This window comes from Luteibacter sp. NPDC031894, from assembly GCF_050273135.1.
Lineage (GTDB): Bacteria > Pseudomonadota > Gammaproteobacteria > Xanthomonadales > Rhodanobacteraceae > Luteibacter.
In genome coordinates, this window is the sequence record NZ_JBNNMV010000003.1 from 418102 (window position 1) to 439066 (window position 20965).

At 64.4% G+C, this 20965-nt stretch carries 14 protein-coding genes and 1 tRNA gene; 10 read left to right on the plus strand and 5 right to left on the minus strand.

Going from position 1 to position 20965, the window contains the following annotated elements:
• Positions 1-10 precede the first annotated feature (10 nt).
• The 8 genes from ACQKIE_RS11885 to ACQKIE_RS11920 all read left to right on the plus strand — a co-directional run bounded on the left by ACQKIE_RS11885 (position 11) and on the right by ACQKIE_RS11920 (position 9427).
• A complete protein-coding gene (locus ACQKIE_RS11885; protein WP_427459267.1) occupies positions 11-1138 on the plus strand; it encodes a PilW family protein in 1128 nt (375 codons plus the stop codon).
• 2 nt (positions 1139-1140) lie between these two features.
• The gene (locus tag ACQKIE_RS11890) at positions 1141-1824 is read left to right on the plus strand and encodes a pilus assembly PilX family protein (RefSeq protein WP_427459269.1); all 684 of its coding nucleotides are present in this window, start codon (positions 1141-1143) and stop codon (positions 1822-1824) included.
• A 19-nt stretch (positions 1825-1843) separates the two neighbouring features.
• Positions 1844-7408 (plus strand): pilus assembly protein, encoded by a 5565-nt coding sequence (locus ACQKIE_RS11895; protein WP_427459271.1) that lies wholly within the window; start codon positions 1844-1846, stop codon positions 7406-7408.
• Positions 7408-7836: a type IV pilin protein gene (locus ACQKIE_RS11900; RefSeq protein WP_427459273.1), complete on the plus strand. Its 429-nt coding sequence runs from the start codon at positions 7408-7410 to the stop codon at positions 7834-7836. Before ACQKIE_RS11895 ends, ACQKIE_RS11900 begins: the two co-directional genes overlap by 1 nt.
• Positions 7836-8261 (plus strand): DUF4124 domain-containing protein, encoded by a 426-nt coding sequence (locus tag ACQKIE_RS11905; protein ID WP_427459275.1) that lies wholly within the window; start codon positions 7836-7838, stop codon positions 8259-8261. The genes ACQKIE_RS11900 and ACQKIE_RS11905 overlap by 1 nt, the downstream gene beginning before the upstream one ends.
• 8 nt (positions 8262-8269) lie before the next feature.
• The gene (locus ACQKIE_RS11910) at positions 8270-8863 is read left to right on the plus strand and encodes a GspH/FimT family pseudopilin (RefSeq protein WP_427459277.1); all 594 of its coding nucleotides are present in this window, start codon (positions 8270-8272) and stop codon (positions 8861-8863) included.
• A gap of 47 nt (positions 8864-8910) precedes the next feature.
• Positions 8911-8985 (plus strand) — tRNA-Val (locus ACQKIE_RS11915).
• Between the two features lie 112 nt (positions 8986-9097).
• Positions 9098-9427, plus strand: coding sequence for a lipid-A-disaccharide synthase N-terminal domain-containing protein (locus ACQKIE_RS11920; protein WP_427459279.1), 330 nt, complete (start codon positions 9098-9100; stop codon positions 9425-9427).
• A 38-nt stretch (positions 9428-9465) separates the two neighbouring features.
• Here ACQKIE_RS11920 and metH read toward each other — a convergent pair whose 3' ends face one another.
• From metH to ACQKIE_RS11935, 3 genes are read right to left on the minus strand one after another with little or no spacing between them, the layout of a single operon-like run.
• Entirely contained in the window at positions 9466-12165 is a 2700-nt protein-coding gene (metH, locus tag ACQKIE_RS11925; protein ID WP_427459281.1) for a methionine synthase, read from the minus strand.
• Entirely contained in the window at positions 12162-13244 is a 1083-nt protein-coding gene (locus ACQKIE_RS11930) for a homocysteine S-methyltransferase family protein (RefSeq protein WP_427459283.1), read from the minus strand. Before ACQKIE_RS11930 ends, metH begins: the two co-directional genes overlap by 4 nt.
• Positions 13241-14185, minus strand: a complete 945-nt coding sequence (locus tag ACQKIE_RS11935; protein WP_427459286.1) for an ArsR/SmtB family transcription factor — start codon at positions 14183-14185, stop codon at positions 13241-13243. Before ACQKIE_RS11935 ends, ACQKIE_RS11930 begins: the two co-directional genes overlap by 4 nt.
• A 170-nt stretch (positions 14186-14355) precedes the next feature.
• Here ACQKIE_RS11935 and ACQKIE_RS11940 point away from each other — a divergent pair, with 170 nt between their 5' ends.
• Together ACQKIE_RS11940 and ACQKIE_RS11945 are read left to right on the plus strand one after the other, a co-directional pair.
• On the plus strand, positions 14356-15516 hold the full coding sequence (locus ACQKIE_RS11940; RefSeq protein WP_427459288.1) for an acyl-CoA dehydrogenase family protein: 1161 nt from the start codon (positions 14356-14358) through the stop codon (positions 15514-15516).
• Positions 15517-15571: 55 nt separating this feature from the next.
• On the plus strand, positions 15572-15955 hold the full coding sequence (locus ACQKIE_RS11945) for a VOC family protein (protein WP_427459290.1): 384 nt from the start codon (positions 15572-15574) through the stop codon (positions 15953-15955).
• Between the two features lie 90 nt (positions 15956-16045).
• On the opposite strand, the gene ACQKIE_RS11950 is transcribed toward ACQKIE_RS11945, so the two are convergent.
• Together ACQKIE_RS11950 and ACQKIE_RS11955 are read right to left on the minus strand one after the other, a co-directional pair.
• Positions 16046-19375 (minus strand): multidrug efflux RND transporter permease subunit, encoded by a 3330-nt coding sequence (locus tag ACQKIE_RS11950; protein ID WP_427459292.1) that lies wholly within the window; start codon positions 19373-19375, stop codon positions 16046-16048.
• Positions 19376-19385: 10 nt separating this feature from the next.
• On the minus strand, positions 19386-20606 hold the full coding sequence (locus ACQKIE_RS11955; protein ID WP_427459294.1) for an efflux RND transporter periplasmic adaptor subunit: 1221 nt from the start codon (positions 20604-20606) through the stop codon (positions 19386-19388).
• Positions 20607-20965: the final 359 nt, after the last annotated feature.

A 20965-nucleotide genomic window follows, 5' to 3' on the forward strand; every position in this document is an offset into this window, starting at 1 on the left:
GAACGATCGAATGCATACATCCGGTCGTCGGCAGCGCGGCTTCTCGCTCGTCGAACTCATGGTGTCCCTGGTGATCGGCCTCATCGTGGTTGCCGGGCTCATCAGTGTGCTCATGGCCAATCGGCAGGCGTTCACGTTGCAGCAAAGCAACAATTTCAATCAGGAGAACGTCCGGTTCGCGGCCTCACGGCTGGCTTGGTCGTTGCGGATGGCGGACTTCTGGGGTGGCGTCAAGCCGGCGTCCATCGTGCCCACCGCGAACAAGGCTGGTATCGGCGGCGACGGTTGTGACGCGGATTGGGTTCTCAGCGTGGGAACCGGCAAGCAAAACGGCGTCTTCGGCTATGACGGAGGCGACACGTTTCCGATCCCCAAGTGCGTGGATGACGCCAATTACGTGAAAGGTTCCGATGTCCTCGTGGTCCGCTATGCCGACACGACGGGCTACGACCCGGACAAAGGTGCCGATACCCCTGCTTTCGATTCCACGGACCTCAACCTCGTACCCAACCAGACGAGCATCCTGCTTGTGTCGGGCCTGGGCCAGCAGGCGGCGCTCTTTCGTCGCGGCGATCCGGTGCCGAAGTCGACGCTGCCGATCGCAACAGGTCGCTACGTCTATCCGTACCAGCTCGAGATGTACTACTTGCGCCCATGCGCCGATCCAGGGGCCAACGATGTCTGCGACGCGAGCGACGATGGCGGCACGCCGTCGCCTTCGCTGGTGCGCATGCGCCTCGATGCCACCGGGAAGCCGGTGTCGGAAGTGGTGGTGGACGGTATCGAGCAACTCTCTTTCGAGTACTCCTGGCTGGCCGGACCGGATCCGGCCAACCTTCATCAGGTTCCCTTCGCCAAGGCCTCGGATACCAGCTGGCCCACGGTGACCCAGGTACGGGCGACCTTCATCGCAAGGTCCGCGACCCGGGATACGCGAGTGCCCCATGGCGGCACGTTCTTACTTTCCCCGCACTGCGCGTATGCGATCGCGAACGACGGGGCGGTAACCTATCCGGCGACCGACGACACGAATCTTTGCAAGGACCAGCCGGACGGCACCTACGGCGACAATCCTCAGCAGTACGCACGAACGATCAGCTCGCAAGTGGTGCTGCTGCGCAATCGGGTCAGGGGATGAACATGCGAACCTATACCGCACTGCATTCCCAACGGGGCATCGCGCTTTTCATCGGGCTCATCTTCTTACTGGTGCTTTCCATCGTCGCCGTGATGGCGATGAAGGGAACGCTCGTGGAAATGCGCATGGTCACGAACAGCGCGCGGCACGAATCGGCATTCGAGGCATCCGAAGCCTTGCGGAGCGTCCCGATCAACTTGTTCGACGAGCACGTTTTCGCGCGAGGATGGCCATCCTCGTTCAACGGCGACGTGCCCGACTCCGAATTCGACTACTCCAGCACCCTTCCCGCGGACCTCCTCGCAAAGGTCAAGACTGCTCTCCAGCCGGATTGCTCGGGCAAGACCAGCTTGTTCTACGGAACGCTGCAGCCCGCCTGTGGCGATCTTCCGAAAGAAACGCCGTATGACGCCAGCACGTGGCATCCCGACATGGTGATCGCCATCTGCGACACGTCCAGTGAGTCCTGCAGCGCGGATGTGGGCGCAAAAGTCGCCGTGATTCCCGATGGCACGGTGATGAAAGAAGGTGCAGGAGGTGCCCAGGCGGCCGGTTACCGTGGATTGGGTGTCGGCGCGGCGGCCGGCGGTGCCGAGATGTACTTCGAAGTGAAGAGCGTCGCGGAGGCGCCGGGCAACGGCGCGGCCATCACGCACACCCAATACCAACAGACGATTCGCAACTGATCGCGCCCAGGACATCGAGATGAATGCCTTCCGATTGAACCGACATGGCTTGTTGCTCGGCGCGGTGGTTGCCTTCATGGCAGCCGGCTTTGGCAGCGCGCCGGTGGCACATGCGACGGCCGTCTCCAATGCCCAGCAACAGGCGAATGCCTATGCCGTCGACCCGCCGCTCGGCGTGGCGGGTGCGGCGCCGCTGGTCATGCTGAACCTCTCTCGCGACCACCAGTTGTTCTACAAGGCATACAACGACTTCTCCGACCTCAACAACGACGGAGCGCTCGACACGACCTACAACAACGCTTTCACCTACGCAGGGTATTTCGACCCGAGTAAGTGTTACGCGTATTCGAACAGCATGTTCGTACCCAAGGGTAATGCGACCAATCACTATTGCACGAGCCAGTGGTCGGGCAACTTCCTCAATTGGGTGACCATGACGCGCATGGACGAGGTCCGCAAGATTCTTTATGGCGGACTGCGTTCGACCGACACGACCGACACGACGGTCCTCGAGCGGGCCCATCTGCCGATGGATGCCCATTCGTTCGCGAAGTTCTACAACGGGACGGACATCGCCAGCCTGACGCCGTACAACCCGTCGGTCACTCGTCCCACCCAGACCTTGAGTAAGAGTTCCGATTACGTCTACAGCAGCACTACAGCGCTCAGCGAGAACAACACTTCGTACACCCTTCTTCGATTCAAGGGGATCGACAACACCCTGAAGATGCAAGTGGGTGACCAGATTCGCATTTCGACCAGCACGAGCAGCGGCACGCTGGTCCTCGACGCTCCCGTGCGCTTCTTCAACGATGGTCATAAGAACTCCGACGGAACCTGGACGAATAACACCGACAAGAACTACGTAACGAATGCGAGCACGAACCGCGTTGAACTTCGCGTCCAGGCGGGCATGTTCAGCGGTACGAGAGTCGGTACGTCGGCGTGCACCAGCGTGGCAACGTGCATGGCGACTCTTACCGGGATCGCCCAGTGGAGCATGACCAACCTCACCCGAACGGGCATCAGCTTCTGCAATACGACGCCTAAGGGCAGCAAGAACAACCTGTCCCAAGGTGACGATGCGGCGCCGTTGCTCCGCATGCAGACGGGCGACATGTCGCTCTGGGGTTCGAACGAAAGTCTCCAGTGCCAATGGTCGGAGGAGAAGTCCAACTCCCAGAGCGGTTTCGACGACGGTTTCCTCAGTAACGGCAACCGCGCCGCATTCTCCGGTCTCGGCGCGTCCGCCGAAAACCCCCGCAAAGGGGCGGGCACGAGTGGCACGGACTGGGCCGAACTCAACGTTCGCGTCCAGGTCTGCGTGTCCGGGCTCATCGGACAGGAAAACTGCAAGAAGTACCCGAACGACCAGGCGACCAATCCGATCTACAAGCCGGTAGGTCTCCTGCAGAAATATGGCGAATCGGGCAACATCAAGTTCGGGCTCGTGACGCCCAGCTTCGACAAGAACGCTTCCGGCGGCGTGGTGCGCGCGGCCCTTCCTGGTCCAGACAATAATTCCGGCGACTTCATCGCCAACGAGATCGACGCGGCGACGGGCGTCTTCAATACCGGTACGTCATCCAAAGGCATCATTTCCAACATCAATGCCCTCCGCATCTACGGTTATCAGTACGGCTCAGGCAACAACTACGGCAATGGCAACGGTTGCACCTATCAGCAGGTAGGTATTACGTCCGACTCGACCCAGGCCGGGAAGAACGGCCTCGTCGCCGAGGGCAACTGCTCATCCTGGGGCAACCCCATGGCCGAGAGCTATATCGAAACCTTGCGCTACCTGTCAGGTGGGAAGTCCCCGACGGCCTCGTTCATCCCATCGTCGACGGGCACGACAGAGGACGCGACGCTCGGCCTCACCGCCGTGACCACTTGGACGAGCCCGATCACGGAAGCGAACTTCTGCGCTGCGCTCAATGTCATCAACTTCAATGCCAGTTCGCTTAGCTACGACACCGACGCCGTTTCCGGATTCGACGATCTGAACACCAAGAAATCGGTGGGGACGTGGACCAACCTGGTGGCGACCGGTGAGGGCATCACGGGCAAGAGCTGGTTCGTGGGCAACGCGCCGGGGGCCACCACGGGTGCGGACCTTTGCTCGGCAAAGGTCATCAGTGACCTTTCCGGCGTCCAGGGCATCTGTCCCGAGAGCCCGGCCCTGAAGGGCGGTTACCTCATGGCGGGCGCGGCTTATGGAGCGCACATCAACCGTATCCGTGACCTGGGCAACGATCCGAAGACCGGCGATCCGATTGTCCCGGTGGAGGACCGCACATCGCTCAAGGTCACGACCTTCGGTGTGCAGTTGGCCACTAACACGCCGCAGATTCGCGTTGCCGTGCCCGGTGGCGCTGGCAAGTTCGTTACCATCATCCCTGCCTATCGACTAACCCTGCCGACTGGCGTCGGTGGCGGCGCCCTGGTCGACTTCAAAGTACTCAATCAGCAAGTCACCACGATCAACGGTGTGCAGACTGCCACGGGTAGCTTCTACGCCGACTGGGAAGACAGCTTCGCAGGTGGCGACTATGACCAGGACATGTGGGGCATCATCACGTACGCCATCACCAAGGACACGGTGAAGATCACGACCAAGCCGGTGGCCGCCTCGACCAACAACGGTCAGGGCTTTGGTTACATTGTGTCGGGTACCACGAAAGATGGTCCTCACTTCCACTCCGGCATCTACGGCTTCAACTACACCGATCCCGTTTCACCGACCGTCGTCGACGCCAACGGCAACACACTGAACAATGTGTCCGGATCCAAGATCAATACGTCGGGCGGCTGCACGAACTGCACGGTCACGGATCAGGCAACCACCGGTGTGTACGCCGTGGGCAACAGTGCTGCGGGCACATTGAGCGATCCCTTGCTTTACGCCTCGAAGTGGGGCGGGTTCCGACTGGACACCACGAAGGCAGATGGAACGGACACACCGGCAAACGATCTGAGTCCGCTGGACACCAGCAAATGGGATGCGGACAAGGACGGCATTCCGGACAACTATTTCCTCGTGACCGATCCGGGCAAGCTTGAGACGTCGCTCGATGCGCTCTTCCGCAAGATCCTCGCGAAGATCGCCTCCGGCACCGCCGCGGCGACGGTGGCGACCAGCGCCAACGGTACGGGCGTGACTTACCAGGCGCTCTACGAGGCGGAGCGGACGGACAACAGTGGACGGCGTGCCACGTGGTCCGGTTCGCTGAGCGGGCTGTGGACGGACGAGTTCGGCTACTTGCGCGAGGATGGAAACGGAAACGGCCAGCTCGACGACTACATCACCGATCCCGTCATCGTCTACAGCTACCAGGCTGGTGGGCAGAAGACGGTGGCTACCCGCTACGTGAGCACCGACGCAAAGAAGTTCGTGCCGGGTAACTCGGTGACCATCGAGCTTGCCGACATCAAGACGCTGTGGAACGCCCGCAACTTGCTGTGGAATCCCGGGCTCAAGGCAAATGTTCAGCGTGCTTACGCCACGGCCTTCAGCGATGCCGCGGGCCGGTACATATTCACCTGGATCGATGCCAATCGTAACGGTGTCGTGGATAATGGCGAGGTGCAGCCGTTCGCCTGGAGCACGTCGGGTAGCACGTCGCTCAACGCGAACAACTATCGCTTCCTGAATAGCGACAACGCCGCGGAGGCGCAGAACATCGTGACTTGGGTCCGCGGAACGGAAGTTGCCGGGATGCGCAACCGTACGGTGGACTTCAGTGCCGACAACGCGAGCTTGCAAGGGCGGGTCGCCCGTCTGGGGGACATCGTCAATTCGACGCCGCTCGTGGTGAGCGCACCAGCCGAAGCGTACGACCTGTTGTACAACGACACCTCGTATGCGGACTTCCGCAACAGCTATCGCAACCGCAGGCAAATGGTCTACGTCGGTGCCAATGACGGCATGATCCACGCGTTCAACGGCGGCTTCTACAACACCAGCTGTCAGCGCTTCACGACACAACCGACGGACGCGATCTGCACGGCGGACGATCGCACGGTGACCGGCACGGTGACGGCGGCCCGCACCGCCCATCCGCTTGGTGCGGAAGTCTGGGCCTATGTCCCGGGCAACCTGCTCCCGCACCTCCGCTGGCTCACCGATCCGAATTACAAGCACGTGTACTACGTTGACGGTAGCCCCGTGGCGTTCGACGTGAAGACCTTCACGGCGGATGACGACCATGTGGAAGGATGGGGCACCGTACTGGTGGTGCCGTTCCGCCTTGGCGGCGGCACGATCAGCGTCGCTACCTCGACGGACCCAAAGACGCCGAACACGTTTACCGGCGAGTCTGCTTATGTCGTCATGGACATCACCAATCCCGAAAAGGCGCCGCGCGTCCTCGCCGAGTTGACCTTCCCGGGCACGAGGACGACGTCGCAACCCGCGATGGCCGTGATCCGCGACGTGCCCACGGGTGACCCGAATCAGTTCTACCTGGCCATCGGTTCCGGTCCCACCGATGCCGGACGCGTCGGATCCAGCGCCAACCTCCGCGTCAAGATTTACAACATGAAGGACCTCACCGCGGCGACGCCGACGGTTTCGCCGACGACGATCGATCTCGGTGCCGGTGACGACGCCGGCAAGAAGAGCTTCGCGGGAGACCTCATAGCGTCCGACTTCAACCTCGACGGTAAGGCCGAGGCCATCTATTTCGGAAGTGTCTACGACCGCGGGACGAACGAATTCGGCGGGCACTTCTGGAAGATCGCGATCAACGGCGAGCCGGACGTGACGAAGTGGGGCACGGCCGCGGGTACGGGCAGGATGTTGAACATGGGTTCGACGGATGCGCCTGACGGCATGCCTGTGACGATCCGTCCGACGTTAGCCCGCAACGAGCGCGGGGCACCGATGGCCTTCTTCGGTACGGGGCGGCTCTTTACGACGGCGGACAAGACGACGGCGGGACAGCAGCGTATCTACGGACTCATCGATACGTCGTTGCTGACCTCGGACGACCCTCAGGCGAAGACGACCGTCGCGCTCGGCAACCTGGTCGATGTGACCAACCTCAACATCTTTAGCGACAAATCGGTCACTGGTGTGCCGACGGACAGCACGCTCATACCCAAGGACACCAACACATTCGACGCGCTTTCTTCCGTGTTCGACAGCCCGACCGTCGCCGGTTGGTACCGAAACCTGCAGGTCAACGGCACGAATCCGTCTGAGCGAGTGGTCAGCGCCCAGGCCCTGCTCGGCGGTCTGTTGCTTACCACGACGTACGTGCCGGGCACTTCCATATGTACCGGCCTGGGCAACGCCTACCTTGTCGCCAGCAACTACAAGACGGGCACGGCGGACCCGGGCGCGGCCGTCTTCGGCACGGGCACGGGCGGGCGGATCAACGACGCGACTGGCTTGGGCCAGGGCCTCCCGGCACCGCCGAGCCTGCACGCGGGCAGCGCCGGCGAAAGCAATAACGGCAGCAAGAAGGTCACGGCATGCACGCAGACCTCTACCGGCGCGATTGTGTGCAAGGATGTCGCCACGCTCAAACCCGTCACCAGCGGCGAGACGTCGTGGCGTGAGCCCCAGGGGAACAAGTAATGAACGAACCCATGTTGCGCAGACTGCCCAGGGGCTTCACGCTCATCGAGCTGGTGATCGTGGTGCTCATCGTCGCGATTCTTGCCGCGGTCGCCATTCCGTCCTATCGCCGTTACGTCGTCCGCTCCCACCGGGTCGACGCGCAGGCGGCGCTGATCGACCTGGCAGCACGCCAGGAGCGCTACTACTACTCCAAGAATGCCTACACCGACGCGCTTGACGACCTCAATGCCACGAAGACCATGGCGGGTGATCGCTACGAGGTGGATGTCGCCGTGGCCACGAGCACGGCGTTCCGGGTCGAAGCGAAGGCGCTGAACGATCAGGCGAAGAACGATCCGGATTGCCAGACGCTGACCTTGAACAACCTGGGGGTCCAGGGGTCGACGGGTACCAAGGCGAACGATCCCGCTTGCTGGAGCAAATGATGAAGATGACGTCCCTCTTCGCCATCATCCTCGTTTCAGCCATGGCACCGGGCGCGGCGACAGCGCAATCCACCAGCGTGTACAAGTGGACCGATGCCTCCGGCACGGTGCACTACACGGACCAGCCGCCGCAGGGTCGGGCGGCGACTCGCGTGACGTTGAAAGGAGGAGCGCAGGCGGTTGCACCCGCGGCACCGGCGCCGATTGCCACCGATATGACGAAACTGGACGCCGCGGAAGCAGCGGCGACCCGTCGAAATTGCGAAGCGGCCAAAGCGAATCTCGCGACGCTCTCGAGCGGCGCCATGTTGGTCGACAGCACGGACCCTTCGGCATCACGCCGCCTGCGACCGGACGAGATCGAGGCTGCGCGGCGATCGGCCCAGGCTGAAGTCGTCACGTCGTGCGGGGCGGGTGCGAAATGATGTCCCGTATGCGGTCGTCGACGCGTGGCTTCACCCTCATCGAGCTCGTGGTCACGGTGACGGTGCTTGCGATCCTGGCAGCGATCGCGACGCCGTCATTCATCGATTTCATGCACCGCAACCAGGTCGCGACGCAGAGCAATGCCTTCTTGGGCACGCTTCGGCTGGCCAGGACCACCGCCATTACGCGCAACACCTTCGTCTCCGTCTGCCCGACGCTCGACGCTTCCGTGGATAACCCGGCATGTGCGGTTTCGTCGGATTATTCGACGGGCTACCTGGTTTACACCTCGACCTCGGCCGGCAAAACCTTCACCGCGGGTGATGAACTGATCAGGGCGTCGCAAGCGACGCCGGGCGTGTCGCTCCGGGCACCTGACGCGAACAAGGTCCTGACCTTCAGCGCGCGCGGCGCTTCGACTGCAGGCACATTGAGCCTTCTCCTCTGCGCCCGCCGGGGCGGCGAAGCCACCGGCGAAAGCACTTTACGCGTCTCCGGTCGCCGGTTCGATATCCAGGCGTCGGGCCGAGCCGGACTGGTGGAACTCCCCACCAGCGCCAGTCCCGATGCGGCCGCCTCGTACTGCACGCCGCCCAGTTGAGGGCGATTGACCGGATTCGAACAGGCCTGTAAAATAGCCGGCTCGATGGGCGGTTAGCTCAGCGGTAGAGCACTGCCTTCACACGGCAGGTGTCACAAGTTCGATCCTTGTACCGCCCACCATCGATTCCTAAAACCCGGCCCCCGTGCCGGGTTTTTTCTTTGGGCATCCGCTAAGCCACGGTCAATGGACGGTCGGTAAAATGGCCGATCCGCGCGCCCCCTGGACATCGCCATGCATGAAGCCCTCGCCAACCTCCACCTGATGACCCTCACGCCCTGGAAGGTCATCGGCCTCCTCGGCACCTTGCTCTTCACCGCGCGCTGGTTCGTCCAGTTCTACGCGACGAAGAAGAACAAGAAGGTCACGGTGCCGATGTCCTTCTGGTACTTGTCCGTCAGCGGCAGCGTGCTGACGCTGGCTTACTTCATCTGGGGCAAGAACGACTCCGTCGGCATCATCCAGACGGCCTTCCCGATGCTGGTGTCGTTCTACAACGTGTTCGCGCACCTGCGCCATAGGGATCGGCAGGAGACGGTGAAGCCGGGCGGGGCCGAGGACTGACTCCCTTGTGTAGGAGCCGCTATAGCGGCTCCTACAGGTCAATCGGGGTCGTAGTCCAGGTAGGGTGCCAGCCAGCGTTCGGCTTCGGTGCGGTCCCAGCCCTTGCGCTTCGCATAGTCCTCGACCTGCTCGCGGGTAAGGCGTCCCACGACGAAGTACTGGCTGTCGGGATGGGAGAAATACCAGCCCGACACCGCCGCCGTGGGAAACATCGCGAAACTGTCCGTGAGTTCGATGCCGGTGTTTGGGGTCGCCTGGAGCAAGTCGAAGAGCGTGCGTTTTTCGGAGTGCTCCGGGCAGGCCGGATAGCCGGGGGCAGGGCGGATGCCGCGGTAGGCCTCGGCGATCAGGGCCGCATTATCCAGCACCTCGTCCGGCTCATAGCCCCAGAATTCCTTGCGCACGCGCTCGTGCAGACGTTCCGCGAACGCCTCGGCCAGGCGGTCGGCCAGGGCTTTGAGGAGGATCGCCGAATAGTCGTCGTGCACGGCCTCGAAGCGTGCCACGTGCGCGTCGATGCCGAGGCCGGCGGTGACGGCGAAGCCGCCGATCCAGTCTTCCACGCCGCTCTCGCGTGGCGCGACGAAGTCGGCCAGGCAGAAATCCGGACGCTCCACCGGCTTGTCCACCTGCTGGCGCAGGTGGTGCAGGATCGCGACAGGCTTGCGCTTGCCTGTACCCGTCGTCGCGTACACCTCGATATCGTCGCCATGCCCGGCCGCCGGCCAGAAGCCGATCACGCCGCGAGCAGTGAGCCACTTCTCGGCGATGAGCTTGTCCAGCATCGCCTGTGCGTCGGCATACAGCTCGCTGGCCTGTGCACCGACGACGTCGTCGGTGAGGATCGCGGGAAACTTGCCCGCCAACTCCCAGGCGTTGAAGAAGGGCGACCAGTCGATGTAGTTGCGCAGTTCCGCAAGGTCGTAGCCGTCGAAGACGGTGATCCCGGGCGTGCGCGGCGCGGGCGGCCGGTAGGTCAGCCAGTCGCCCTGGTAGCGCTGCTCGCGTGCCTTGGCCAGCGGGACCAGTTGCTTGCCCGCACCACGGTTGCGGTGCCGTTCGCGCACTTCCGCGTACTCGGCGCGAACCTTCGCCATGAACCCGTCCACCAGATCCTTGCTCACGAGCGACTGCGCCACGCCGACCGCGCGCGAGGCGTCCTTCACCCACACGGTTGGTGACTTGTAATGCGGTTCGATGCGCAGCGCGGTGTGCGCTCGCGATGTCGTCGCGCCACCGATCATCAGCGGCACGTGGAAGTCCTGGCGCTGCATCTCGCGCGCGACCTGGCTCATCTCTTCGAGTGAGGGTGTTATGAGGCCAGACAGACCGATGATGTCGGCATTCTCCGCACGCGCGGTGTCGAGGATCTTCTGCGTGGGCACCATCACGCCGAGGTCGATCACCTCGAAGTTGTTGCACTGGAGCACCACGCCGACGATGTTCTTGCCGATGTCGTGCACGTCGCCCTTTACCGTGGCGAGGACGATCTTGCCGTTGTTCTTCCCGGCGTCCCCGGAGTTGCGCTTCTCTTCCTCGATATAAGGAATGAGGTGGGCCACGGCCTTCTTCATGACGCGCGCGGACTTCACCACCTGGGGCAGGAACATCTTGCCCGCGCCGAACAGGTCGCCGACCACGTTCATGCCCGCCATGAGCGGACCCTCGATGACGTCCAGGGGGCGGCGCGACGCCAGGCGAGCTTCCTCGGTGTCTTCCACCACGAACTGGTCGATACCGTGGACGAGGGCGTGGCTGAGGCGGTCGACGACCGGCTTCTCGCGCCATGCGGCCGTTTCCACCGCCACCTCGCCCTTGCCGCCCTTGTAACGGTCGGCGATCTCCAGGAGGCGTTCGGTCGCGTCGGAGCGGCGGTTCAGCACCACGTCCTCGACGCGCTCCCGCAATTCTTCCGGCAGGTCGTCGTAGATCGCGAGCGCGCCAGCGTTGACGATGCCCATGTCCATGCCCGCGGCGATCGCGTGGTACAGGAAAACGGAATGGATCGCCTCGCGCACCGGGTTGTTGCCGCGGAAGGAGAACGACACGTTCGATACGCCGCCGGAGACGTGCGAGGCGGGGAAGCGCTTCTTCAGCTCGCGGGTGGCCTCGATGAAGTCGACCGCGTAGTTGTTGTGTTCCTCGATGCCCGTCGCGATGGCGAAGATGTTGGGATCGAAGATGATGTCCTCGGGCGGGAAGCCCAGTTCCTCCACCAGCAGTTCATGGGCGCGCGAGCAGATGGCGACCTTGCGCTCTTTCGTATCCGCCTGGCCGGCCTCGTCGAAGGCCATGACCACGACGGCGGCGCCGTACTGGCGCACGCGGCGCGCGTGCTCGAGAAAGGCCTCCTCACCTTCCTTCATCGAGATGGAATTGACGATGCCCTTGCCCTGCATGCAGCGCAGGCCTGCCTCGATCACGCTCCACTTCGAGGAGTCGACCATGATCGGTACCCGGGCGATATCGGGTTCCGACGAGATCAGGTTGATGAAGCGGGTCATCGCCGCTTCGGAATCGATGAGCCCCTCGTCCATGTTGATGTCGATGATCTGCGCACCGTTCTCCACCTGCTGGCGCGCGACTTCCACCGCTTCCTCGTAGCGGCCTTCCTTGATCAGTTTGCGGAACTGGGCCGAGCCGGTGACGTTGGTGCGCTCGCCGACGTTGATGAAGTTGAGGTCCGGCGTGAGGACCAGCGGCTCGAGGCCCGAGAGGCGCGTGTATCGAATGCTCATGCGGCTTGCGCGATGTCCTTGAGTACACGCGGCGGGTACGGCGCCACGGCGGCGGCGATCGCCGCGATATGCGCGGGCGTGGTGCCACAACACCCGCCCACGATGTTGATGAGGCCGTCGGCGGCGAAGCCGCGGATGGTGTTAGCCATGCTCTCCGGTGTCTCGTCGTACTCGCCGAAGGCGTTGGGCAGGCCCGCGTTCGGATGCGTGCTCACGGCGCTGCCGGCGATGCGGGCTAGCATCTGCACGTGCGGTCGCAGGTCCTCGGCGCCGAGCGCACAGTTGAGCCCCACGGAAAGCGGCTGGATGTGCTCCACCGAGTAGAAGAACGCCTCGGCGGTCTGGCCCGAGAGCGTCCGGCCGGAGCGGTCGGTGATGGTGCCGGAGATCATGACCGGTACGCGCGCGCCGAGCTCGCGGAACAGCTCGCTCAGGGCGAACAGGGCGGCCTTCGCATTGAGCGTGTCGAAGATGGTTTCGACCATGATCGTGTCCGCGCCGCCTTCGATGAGGGCGCGGGCGGATTCGATGTAGTTCGCCTTCAGCTCCTCGAAGGAAACGTTCCGGAAGCCGGGATCGTTCACGTCGGGAGAAATCGACGCGGTGCGGCTGGTGGGCCCCAGTACGCCGATTACGAACCGCGGCTTGTCGGGCGTGCGCGCGGTCATCGCGTCGCAGGCCTCGCGGGCGATTCGCGCGCCTTCGCGATTGAGCTCGGGCACGAGGTGTTCCAGGTGGTAGTCGGCTTGGCTCACACGCGTTGCGTTGAAGGTGTTCGTCTCGACGAAGTCGGCACCGGCCTCGAGGTAGGCCATGTGCACGCCGCGGATGATCTCGGGCTGGGTGAGCAGGAGCAGGTCGTTATTCCCCTTGAGGTCGCACTCGCCGGGATGGTCGTGACCATGGTCGTGCGTGCTGTCGTTACCGGCCGCGAAGCGCTCGCCGCGGTATCCGGACTCGTCCAGCTTGTGTCCCTGCAGCATGGTGCCCATGCCGCCGTCGAGGATCATGATGCGTTCGGCGAGACCCTTCTGGATGAGGGCGACGCGATCGGGGTGAAGCCAGGGCAGTTGGCTCATGGGGCGTCCTTCGCGGCAGGTTTGCGGGCAAGCAGGCTGATGACTTCGAAATGCGGGGCGCGGCGCTCGCGGCTAAGGCGCTCGCAACTGACGACCGCCAGGCCGGCCTTCGCCGCCATGGCCGTGAGACCGTCGCAGGTGAAGCCGAGGTTGCGATGGTCGAAGGGTTCGACGACGGCGCGATGGTCGTGTTCGCCGAGGGTCGAGGCGAGCACGCGTCCGCCGGGCTTGAGGACACGCGCGACCTCGTCGAACACTTTCTGCGGCTCGCTCGAATAGGTGAGGGCGTGCAGGAGGAGCACGAGGTCGAACTGCCGGTCGCGGAGGTCGAGGGCATGCATGTCGCCGGTGCGGACGTCCACGTTGGGAAAGCCGGCGAGGCGCTGGCGCGCCGCTTCCACGACGCGTTCCGAGCTGTCGATGCAGACGATGGAGTGCGCGTGCGGGGCCAGCAGTTCCGCCGTGACGCCGTCGCCGGATGCGATGTCCAGCACGTCGCCCGTAGCGAGCAACTGGAGCAGGGAACGCGCCAGCGTCTCCCAGGTGCGCCCAGGCGAATAATGACGTTCCATGTCGCCGGCGACGGTGTCGGCCCAGCCTTCGGCGCGTGCGCGCTGGGCCAGCACGGCGGGCAAGCGTTCGGCGTCCTCGCGCAGGAGCGCGTCGCTGAGCGTGTCGCGCAGGGAGGCCACCAGGGCGGCGAGCGTGGGATCGGCCTCGGCGTTCGCGCGATAATAGGCCGATACGCCCGCCCGCCGGTCGCGCACCAGTTCCGCTTCCTTGAGCTTGGCGAGGTGCGTGGACACGCGCGGCTGGGCCAGGTGCAGCACCGCCGCCAGTTCCGCCACGGTCAGTTCCTCGCGATCCAGCAAGGCGAGGAGGCGGACGCGGGTGGGATCGGCCAGGAGCCGGAGCGCCGTGGACGCCGTCGACAGGTCCATCCAACATCCTTATATCGCGATACAGAGATACGTAGGATGCGGCCGTCATGGCCGATCGTCAAGACCATCATGTTGCAGTGCACGGCGGCAAGGTCGTCGGCGGCCGTTAGAATGGAGGGCTTGTCCCCACCCCAAGACTGCCGCCCGCCGGGCCGGCGTGAGGAACACCCATGGATTTCCGCTTTACCGACGACCAGCTGTCGATCCAGTCCATCGCGCGCGATTTCGCGCAGAAGCGCATTGCGCCGGTGGCTGCCGAGTTCGATGCCAAGGGCGAGTTTCCGCTGGAGAACATTCAGGAAATGGGCCAGCTCGGCCTGATGGGCATCGAGGTGCCGGAGGAATACGGCGGCGCGGGGATGGACCCGGTGGCCTACGTGCTGGCGATGGTCGAGATCGCGGCGGCCGATGCGGCCACGTCCACGATCATGTCGGTGAACAATTCGCTGTTCTGCAACGGCATCCTGAAGAACGGTACCGAGGAGCAGAAGCAGAAGTACGTGCGCGCCATCGCGTCGGGCGAGGCCATCGGCGCTTACGCGCTCACCGAGCCGCAGTCCGGCTCCGATGCGTCGAACATGCACACGCGCGCCGTGAAGAACGCCGACGGCGACTGGGTCATCAACGGCAAGAAGAGCTGGATCACCTCCGGTCCGGTCGCGCGTTACATCGTCCTGTTCGCTGTGACGACGCCGGGCATCGGTGCGCGTGGGGTGTCGGCTTTCATCATCGACACCAAGCGTGATGGCTTCCTCGCCGGCAAGACGGAGCCGAAACTCGGCATCCGCGCCTCGGCCACGTGCGAGATCGAGTTCCACGACTACGTGTGCCCGAAGGAAGACATGTTGGGCGCGGAAGGCAAGGGCTTCGCCATCGCCATGGGCGTGCTCGACGCCGGTCGCATCGGCATCGCGTCGCAGGCCGTGGGCATCGCTCGCGCCGCCTACGAAGCCACGCTGCAGTGGTCGCGCGACCGCAAGGCTTTCGGCCAGCCGATCGGCACGTTCCAGATGACCCAGGCGAAGATCGCCGACATGAAGTGCAAGCTGGATTCGGCCTTGCTGCTGACTTTGCGCGCCGCCTGGACGAAGGGGCAGGTCGAGAAGACCGGCGGCCGTTTCGGTACCGAGGCCTCGATGGCCAAGCTGGTGGCCTCGGAAGCCGCGATGTGGATCACCCACCAGGCCGTGCAGATCCACGGCGGGATGGGTTACTCGAAGGAAATGCCGCTCGAGCGCTACTTCCGCGATGCGAAGATCACGGAAATCTACGAGGGCACCAGCGAGATCCAGCGCCTGGTCATCGCCCGCGCGGAAACCGGCCTGCGCTGAGTTCCCCAGGTCGAATGCGCTAAGCTCCCCAGCGACCTTGCCTGGGGAGCTCCACATGATCGACCACACTGGCGTCACCGTCAGCGACTTCGAGCGTAGCAAACAGTTTTATCAAGCCACGCTGGCCGCCATCGGCTACGAGCTTCTCGCCATCTTCCCCGCGAGCGTCACCGGCCGAACCGATGTCGCCGGCTTTGGCGAAGACGGCAAGCCGGATTTCTGGATATCCCGGGGCGAGCCCAATCAGCCACCCGTGCACGTCGCCTTCCGCGTCGCTACCCGTGAAATGGTGCGTGCTTTCCACGAGGCGGCGCTGTCCGCCGGCGGTCGCGACAATGGCCCGCCCGGCCCGCGGACCCATTATGGGGCGGGCTACTATGCCGCCTTCGTGCTCGACCCCGACGGGCACAACATCGAAGCGGTCCACCACGCGACGTAGGCATCCGCATGTAGGAGCCGCCATGGCGACTCCTACAGGGTGGATCAGCAGCCTGAAAGAAGAAGCCCGGCTTTCGCCGGGCTTCGTCGTTTACGGGCGGTCCGTGCCTCGCCGCGGATCTGAATCGAACGCTCGCACGTCACCGATGTTCGGGGCGTGGGGGCCGACGTTGGTCGACGGGTTGCCGCCGTGCGGGCCGTTGCCATCGTCGTTCGGGCCGTGGCCGTCCGGGTCGTCGCCGTGGGTGTGGCGGATGCTGTGCGAGACCTCGTCCAGCTTGTCGCCCAGCATGCGGCGGACCGACACGTAGAACACCGGGATCAGGAGCAGGCCCAGGAACGTGGCGAACAACATGCCGCCGATGACGCCCGTGCCGATCGCGTGGCGGGAGTTCGCGCCCGCGCCGGTGGAGATCGCGAGCGGGAACACGCCGAGGATGAAGGCCAGCGACGTCATCAGGATGGGACGGAGTCGCAGGCGGGCCGCTTCGACCACGCCCTCGCGCAGCGTCTTGCCGGCTTCCTGCTGTTCCACCGCGAATTCGACGATCAGGATCGCGTTCTTCGCCGCGAGACCGATGACCGTGATCATGCCGATCTTGAAGTAGATATCGTTCGGCAGGCCACGCAGCATCGAGAACACCACCGTGCCCAGGATGCCCAGCGGCACCACGAGCAGCACGGACACCGGGATCGACCAGCTCTCGTACAAGGCGGAGAGGCAGAGGAACACGATCACGACGGACAGTGCCAGCAGCATCGTCGACGAGTTGCCCGAGAGGATTTCCTGGTACGACTGGCCGGTCCAGTCGTAGCCGAAGCCCTTGGGCAGCTTGTCGTTGACGATGCCTTCCACGATGCCCATCGCCTGGCCGGTCGAGTACCCCGGCGCTTGGTTACCCACGATTTCCACCGCCGAGTAACCGTTGTAGCGGTTGAGCGTGGGCGCCGCCATCGTCCACTTCGAATCGACCACGGTGGACAGCGGGATCATCGAGTTGTCGACCGACGAGGTCGTGCTGGCGACGCTCGTGCCATCGGTGGAACCGGCCGACGAAGTCGTGGCGAGCGTGCTCGGCGTGAAGATGTGCGAGAACGCATCCGTGCCCATGCGGTAGGGCGCATCCGCCTGCAGCATCACGCGCTTCACGCGGCCCTCGTAGGAGAAGTCGTTGACATAGACCGGTGCCAGCGTGAGCTGGATTGCCGTGTAGATGTCGCTGACCGAGAGGCCCATCGTCTGCGCCTGGGTACGGTCCACGTGCAGCTGCAGCAGCGGGGCGTCTTCCAGGGTATTCGGACGCACGCCCACCAGGGCTTTGTTCTGCGCCGCGGCACCCAGCAGCATGTTGCGAGCCTGGGTCAGCTGGTCGCGACTCTGGCCGGCACGCGCCTGCAGGTACATGTCGATGCCGCCGAACTGCGAGAGGCCGCGGATCGTCGGCAGGTTCACCACGAAGATCGTGGCGTCGCGCACGGCTTGCATCTTGCCGTTGGCTTGCTGGATGAACTGCGTGGCGTCGAGGTCGCGGTCGCCCCAGTCCTTCAGGCGGATGAACGTCATGCCCACGTTCTCGCCCTGGCCCACGAAGCTGAAGCCGGAGATCTGGAAGATGCCGTCGACCGACGGGTCCTTCAGCAGGATCGCACGCTGCTCGGCCATCACCTTCTCGGTGCGGGCGAGGCTGGAACCCGGCGGCAACTGGACGATCGCCAGTGCGTAGCCCTGGTCCTCGTCAGGCACGAAGCTGGTCGGCAGGCGGACGAACAGGAACCCGCAGAGGACGGCGATCAGCACGAAGGCCACCATCCAGCGCGGGGCATGTCGCACCGCGCCGCCGACGTGGCCGGAATAGGTGTGCGTGACCCAGTCGAACAGCTGGTTGAACTTACGGTAGACCACGTTCTTCTTGTGGCCGTGCTCGTGGCGCAGGATCGTGGCGCAAAGCGCGGGCGTGAAGGTCAGCGCGAGGAAGGCCGAGAAGCCCATCGACACCGCGATCGTCAGCGCGAACTGTTTGTAGATGATGCCCGAGGCACCCGGCTGCAGCGCCGAGGGCACGAACACGGCCGTGAGCACCACGGTGATCGCGATCACCGCGCCGGTGATCTGGCCCATCGCCTTCCGCGTCGCTTCCTTCGGCGACAGTCCTTCCTCGGTCATGATGCGCTCGACGTTCTCGATCACCACGATGGCGTCGTCCACGACGATACCGATCGCGAGCACCATGCCGAACAAGGTCAGCTGGTTGATCGTGAAGCCGAGGGGCGAGAGGCCCAGGAAGGTGCCGAGCAGGGCCACCGGGATGACGAGGGTCGGGATGATCGTGGCGCGGAAGTTCTGCAGGAACAGCAGCATCACGAGGAAGACGAGGATGACCGCCTCCACCAGCGTGTGGACCACTTCCTCAATGGAGATGGTCACGAACTTCGTGGTGTCGTAGGGCGCGAACCAGGTCACGCCGTCCGGGAAACTCCTGGCCAGCTCGTCCATCTTCGCGCGCACGGCGTTCGCCACGTCCAGCGCGTTAGCGCCGGGCAGCAGCTGCACGCCGAACGAACCGGTGGACGTGCCGTTCCACTGGGCGTTGAAGCCGTAGCTTTGCGGACCGAGTTCGACGCGCGCCACGTCCTTCAGGCGGACGACGGTGCCGTCGTTATTGGCGCGGAGGATGATGTCGGAGAACTGCTCGGGCGTGGTGAAGCGGCCTTCCGCGGACACCGTGGCACTGAAGCCCTGGCCGTTGACGGCCGGATCGGTACCGATCGAACCCGCGGCGAACTGCACGTTCTGCGTGCTGAGTGCGTTGCGCAGGTCGGTGGCCGAGAGGCCGTAGCCGCGCAGCTTGTCCGGGTTGAGCCAGACGCGCATGGCGTACTCGGCGCCCAGCTGGCGCGTGTTGCCGACGCCGGGGATACGGGCGATCTGGTCGAGCACCTGCGACGACACGATGTCGGTCAGGCGGTCGCCGTCGATCGCCGGGTTCGACGAGGTCAACGCGATGAACATCAGGAAGTCGGGGTTGGACTTCGCCACCACGACACCCTGCTGGGTCACCTCCGACGGCAGGCGCGGCGTCGCCAGGGCGACCTTGTTCTGCACCTGGACCTGGGCGATGTCGGGATCGGTGCCGGACTCGAAGGTCAGCGTCACCTGGGCATTGCCGCTGGAGCTGGACGAGGACGAGAAGTAGAGCAGGTGGTCGATACCGGTCAGCTGCTGCTCGATGACCTGCGTCACGGTCTTTTCGGTCGTATCCGCGCTCGCGCCCGGATAGGTCGCCGAGACGACGACCTGCGGCGGGGCGATGTTCGGATACGACTCGATACCCATGTTGAGCAGGGCGATCGTGCCGCACAGGCTGATCAGGATCGCCACCACCCACGCGAAGATGGGGCGGTCGATGAAGAAACTCGGCATGTCGGTTCCTTTACTGCTTGCCGGCCGGAGCGGCGCCGGGGGCGGCCGCTACAGCGGGGGCGGCCTGGGCGGGCGACGCCTTCACGGGCGCGTTCTCCCGCGCCTTGGGCAGGCCCTGGACGATGATCTGGTCACCCGGCTTGAGGCCGCCGGTAACCACCCAGTTGGAGCCACTCAGGCGGTCGGCCTTGATCGGCCGGCGCACGGCGGCGGACGGGACCTTGGTCTCGGCGCCGGTCTGCGGGTCCTTGGCGTGACCTTCGCCGACGACCATCACATAGGCGTCGTTGGCATCGCGCAGCACCGCGGCCTGGGGGATCAGGTACACGTTGTGCAGGTCGCCCAGCGTGGCCTTCACCGTCACGAACTGGCCCGGCAGCAGGCGCTGGTCCGGGTTGTCGAGCATCGCGCGCAGGTTCACGGTACCCGTCTGCGGGTTCACCGTGGCCGACGAGAAGTCGAGCACGCCTTCCTTGTCGTATGCCGTGCCGTCGGGCAGCTGGATACGCACGGTGGCCTTGTCCGTCGGCGACAGCGTGGCGGCGCCTTCGGCGGCGGCGCGACGCATCGCGTCGAGGTCCGACACCGAGACGCTGAAGTTCACGTAGAGCTTGTCGATCTGGTCGACGCGGGTGAGCAGGGTGGTATCGCCCTGGCCCACGAGGGCACCCTCGGTCACCTGCTGCTGGCCGGCGCGGCCATCGATCGGCGAGACCACGTCGGTGAACCCGAGGTTGATCCGGGCCGATTCGGCATTGGCCTGGGCCTGCTTGACGGCCGCGCTGGCGGTGCGTTCGTTGGCTTCGGCCGTGTCGAGGTCCTGGCGGGAGACATAATTCTTCCCGATGAGGCCGCGTGCGCGGTCGGCCTGGGCCTTGGCGTTGACCGCCGAGGCGCGGGTGGACGCGAGGTTGGCGAGCTGCGCGTCGAGTTCGGCCTTGAGCGGCTGCGGATCGATCTGGAACAGCTTCTGGCCTGCCTTGACGTCCGTCCCCTCCTCATAGAGGCGGTGCAGGAGGATGCCGGGCACGCGGGCGCGCACGTCGGCCGTGCGGAAGGCGGAGAGCCGGCCGACCTGGTCCTGGACCAGCGGGGCGTCCTGGGGCTGGGCGGTGATGACGCCGACTTCCGGGGGAGGCGGCTGCTGGGGAGCTTCCTGCTTGTGGCAGGCGGCGAGCGCCGCGGCGAGGCCGAAGGCCAGCAGGGACGAGCGCAGGGGCAGGGGCTTCATGAGAACTTCGTTCCTTTTCCAGGTTTCTTGTTCGTTCGCGCTGCCGCATCGGGGTAGATGCCGCTCGCATGCGTGGATACAGTTACCGCGTGCCTAGTCCGCCCGTCTTGTGCCGTCCGGCCTGTTGCGTGCGCTTATAGAACGCCCGCGGCGCTGTCGAAACCCCAGCGCCGACGCGTGCATGATTCAACACGTAAGTATACCGTCCAGTTTAGAATCTCTTATGCACCAGCGTCAACGGGGCTTTTACACATTCGCGCGCGAATTGTTGCATCGCACACGATGTCCCTGTCCGTTAGTGCCGACCTAATCGGCCGATGGTTTGAAAGACATGCGGCAACGCAGTGAAAAAACGCCAA

Bases quoted from the DNA above. Each gene is read 5' to 3' on its own strand.
- ACQKIE_RS11885 (WP_427459267.1), top strand. From the start codon at position 11: ATGCATACATCCGGTCGTCGGCAGCGCGGCTTCTCGCTCGTCGAACTC.
- ACQKIE_RS11890 (WP_427459269.1), top strand. From the start codon at position 1,141: ATGCGAACCTATACCGCACTGCATTCCCAACGGGGCATCGCGCTTTTC.
- ACQKIE_RS11895 (WP_427459271.1), top strand. From the start codon at position 1,844: ATGAATGCCTTCCGATTGAACCGACATGGCTTGTTGCTCGGCGCGGTG.
- ACQKIE_RS11900 (WP_427459273.1), top strand. From the start codon at position 7,408: ATGAACGAACCCATGTTGCGCAGACTGCCCAGGGGCTTCACGCTCATC.
- ACQKIE_RS11905 (WP_427459275.1), top strand. From the start codon at position 7,836: ATGAAGATGACGTCCCTCTTCGCCATCATCCTCGTTTCAGCCATGGCA.
- ACQKIE_RS11910 (WP_427459277.1), top strand. From the start codon at position 8,270: ATGCGGTCGTCGACGCGTGGCTTCACCCTCATCGAGCTCGTGGTCACG.
- ACQKIE_RS11920 (WP_427459279.1), top strand. From the start codon at position 9,098: ATGCATGAAGCCCTCGCCAACCTCCACCTGATGACCCTCACGCCCTGG.
- metH (WP_427459281.1), bottom strand. From the start codon at position 12,165: ATGAGCATTCGATACACGCGCCTCTCGGGCCTCGAGCCGCTGGTCCTC.
- ACQKIE_RS11930 (WP_427459283.1), bottom strand. From the start codon at position 13,244: ATGAGCCAACTGCCCTGGCTTCACCCCGATCGCGTCGCCCTCATCCAG.
- ACQKIE_RS11935 (WP_427459286.1), bottom strand. From the start codon at position 14,185: ATGGACCTGTCGACGGCGTCCACGGCGCTCCGGCTCCTGGCCGATCCC.
- ACQKIE_RS11940 (WP_427459288.1), top strand. From the start codon at position 14,356: ATGGATTTCCGCTTTACCGACGACCAGCTGTCGATCCAGTCCATCGCG.
- ACQKIE_RS11945 (WP_427459290.1), top strand. From the start codon at position 15,572: ATGATCGACCACACTGGCGTCACCGTCAGCGACTTCGAGCGTAGCAAA.
- ACQKIE_RS11950 (WP_427459292.1), bottom strand. From the start codon at position 19,375: ATGCCGAGTTTCTTCATCGACCGCCCCATCTTCGCGTGGGTGGTGGCG.
- ACQKIE_RS11955 (WP_427459294.1), bottom strand. From the start codon at position 20,606: ATGAAGCCCCTGCCCCTGCGCTCGTCCCTGCTGGCCTTCGGCCTCGCC.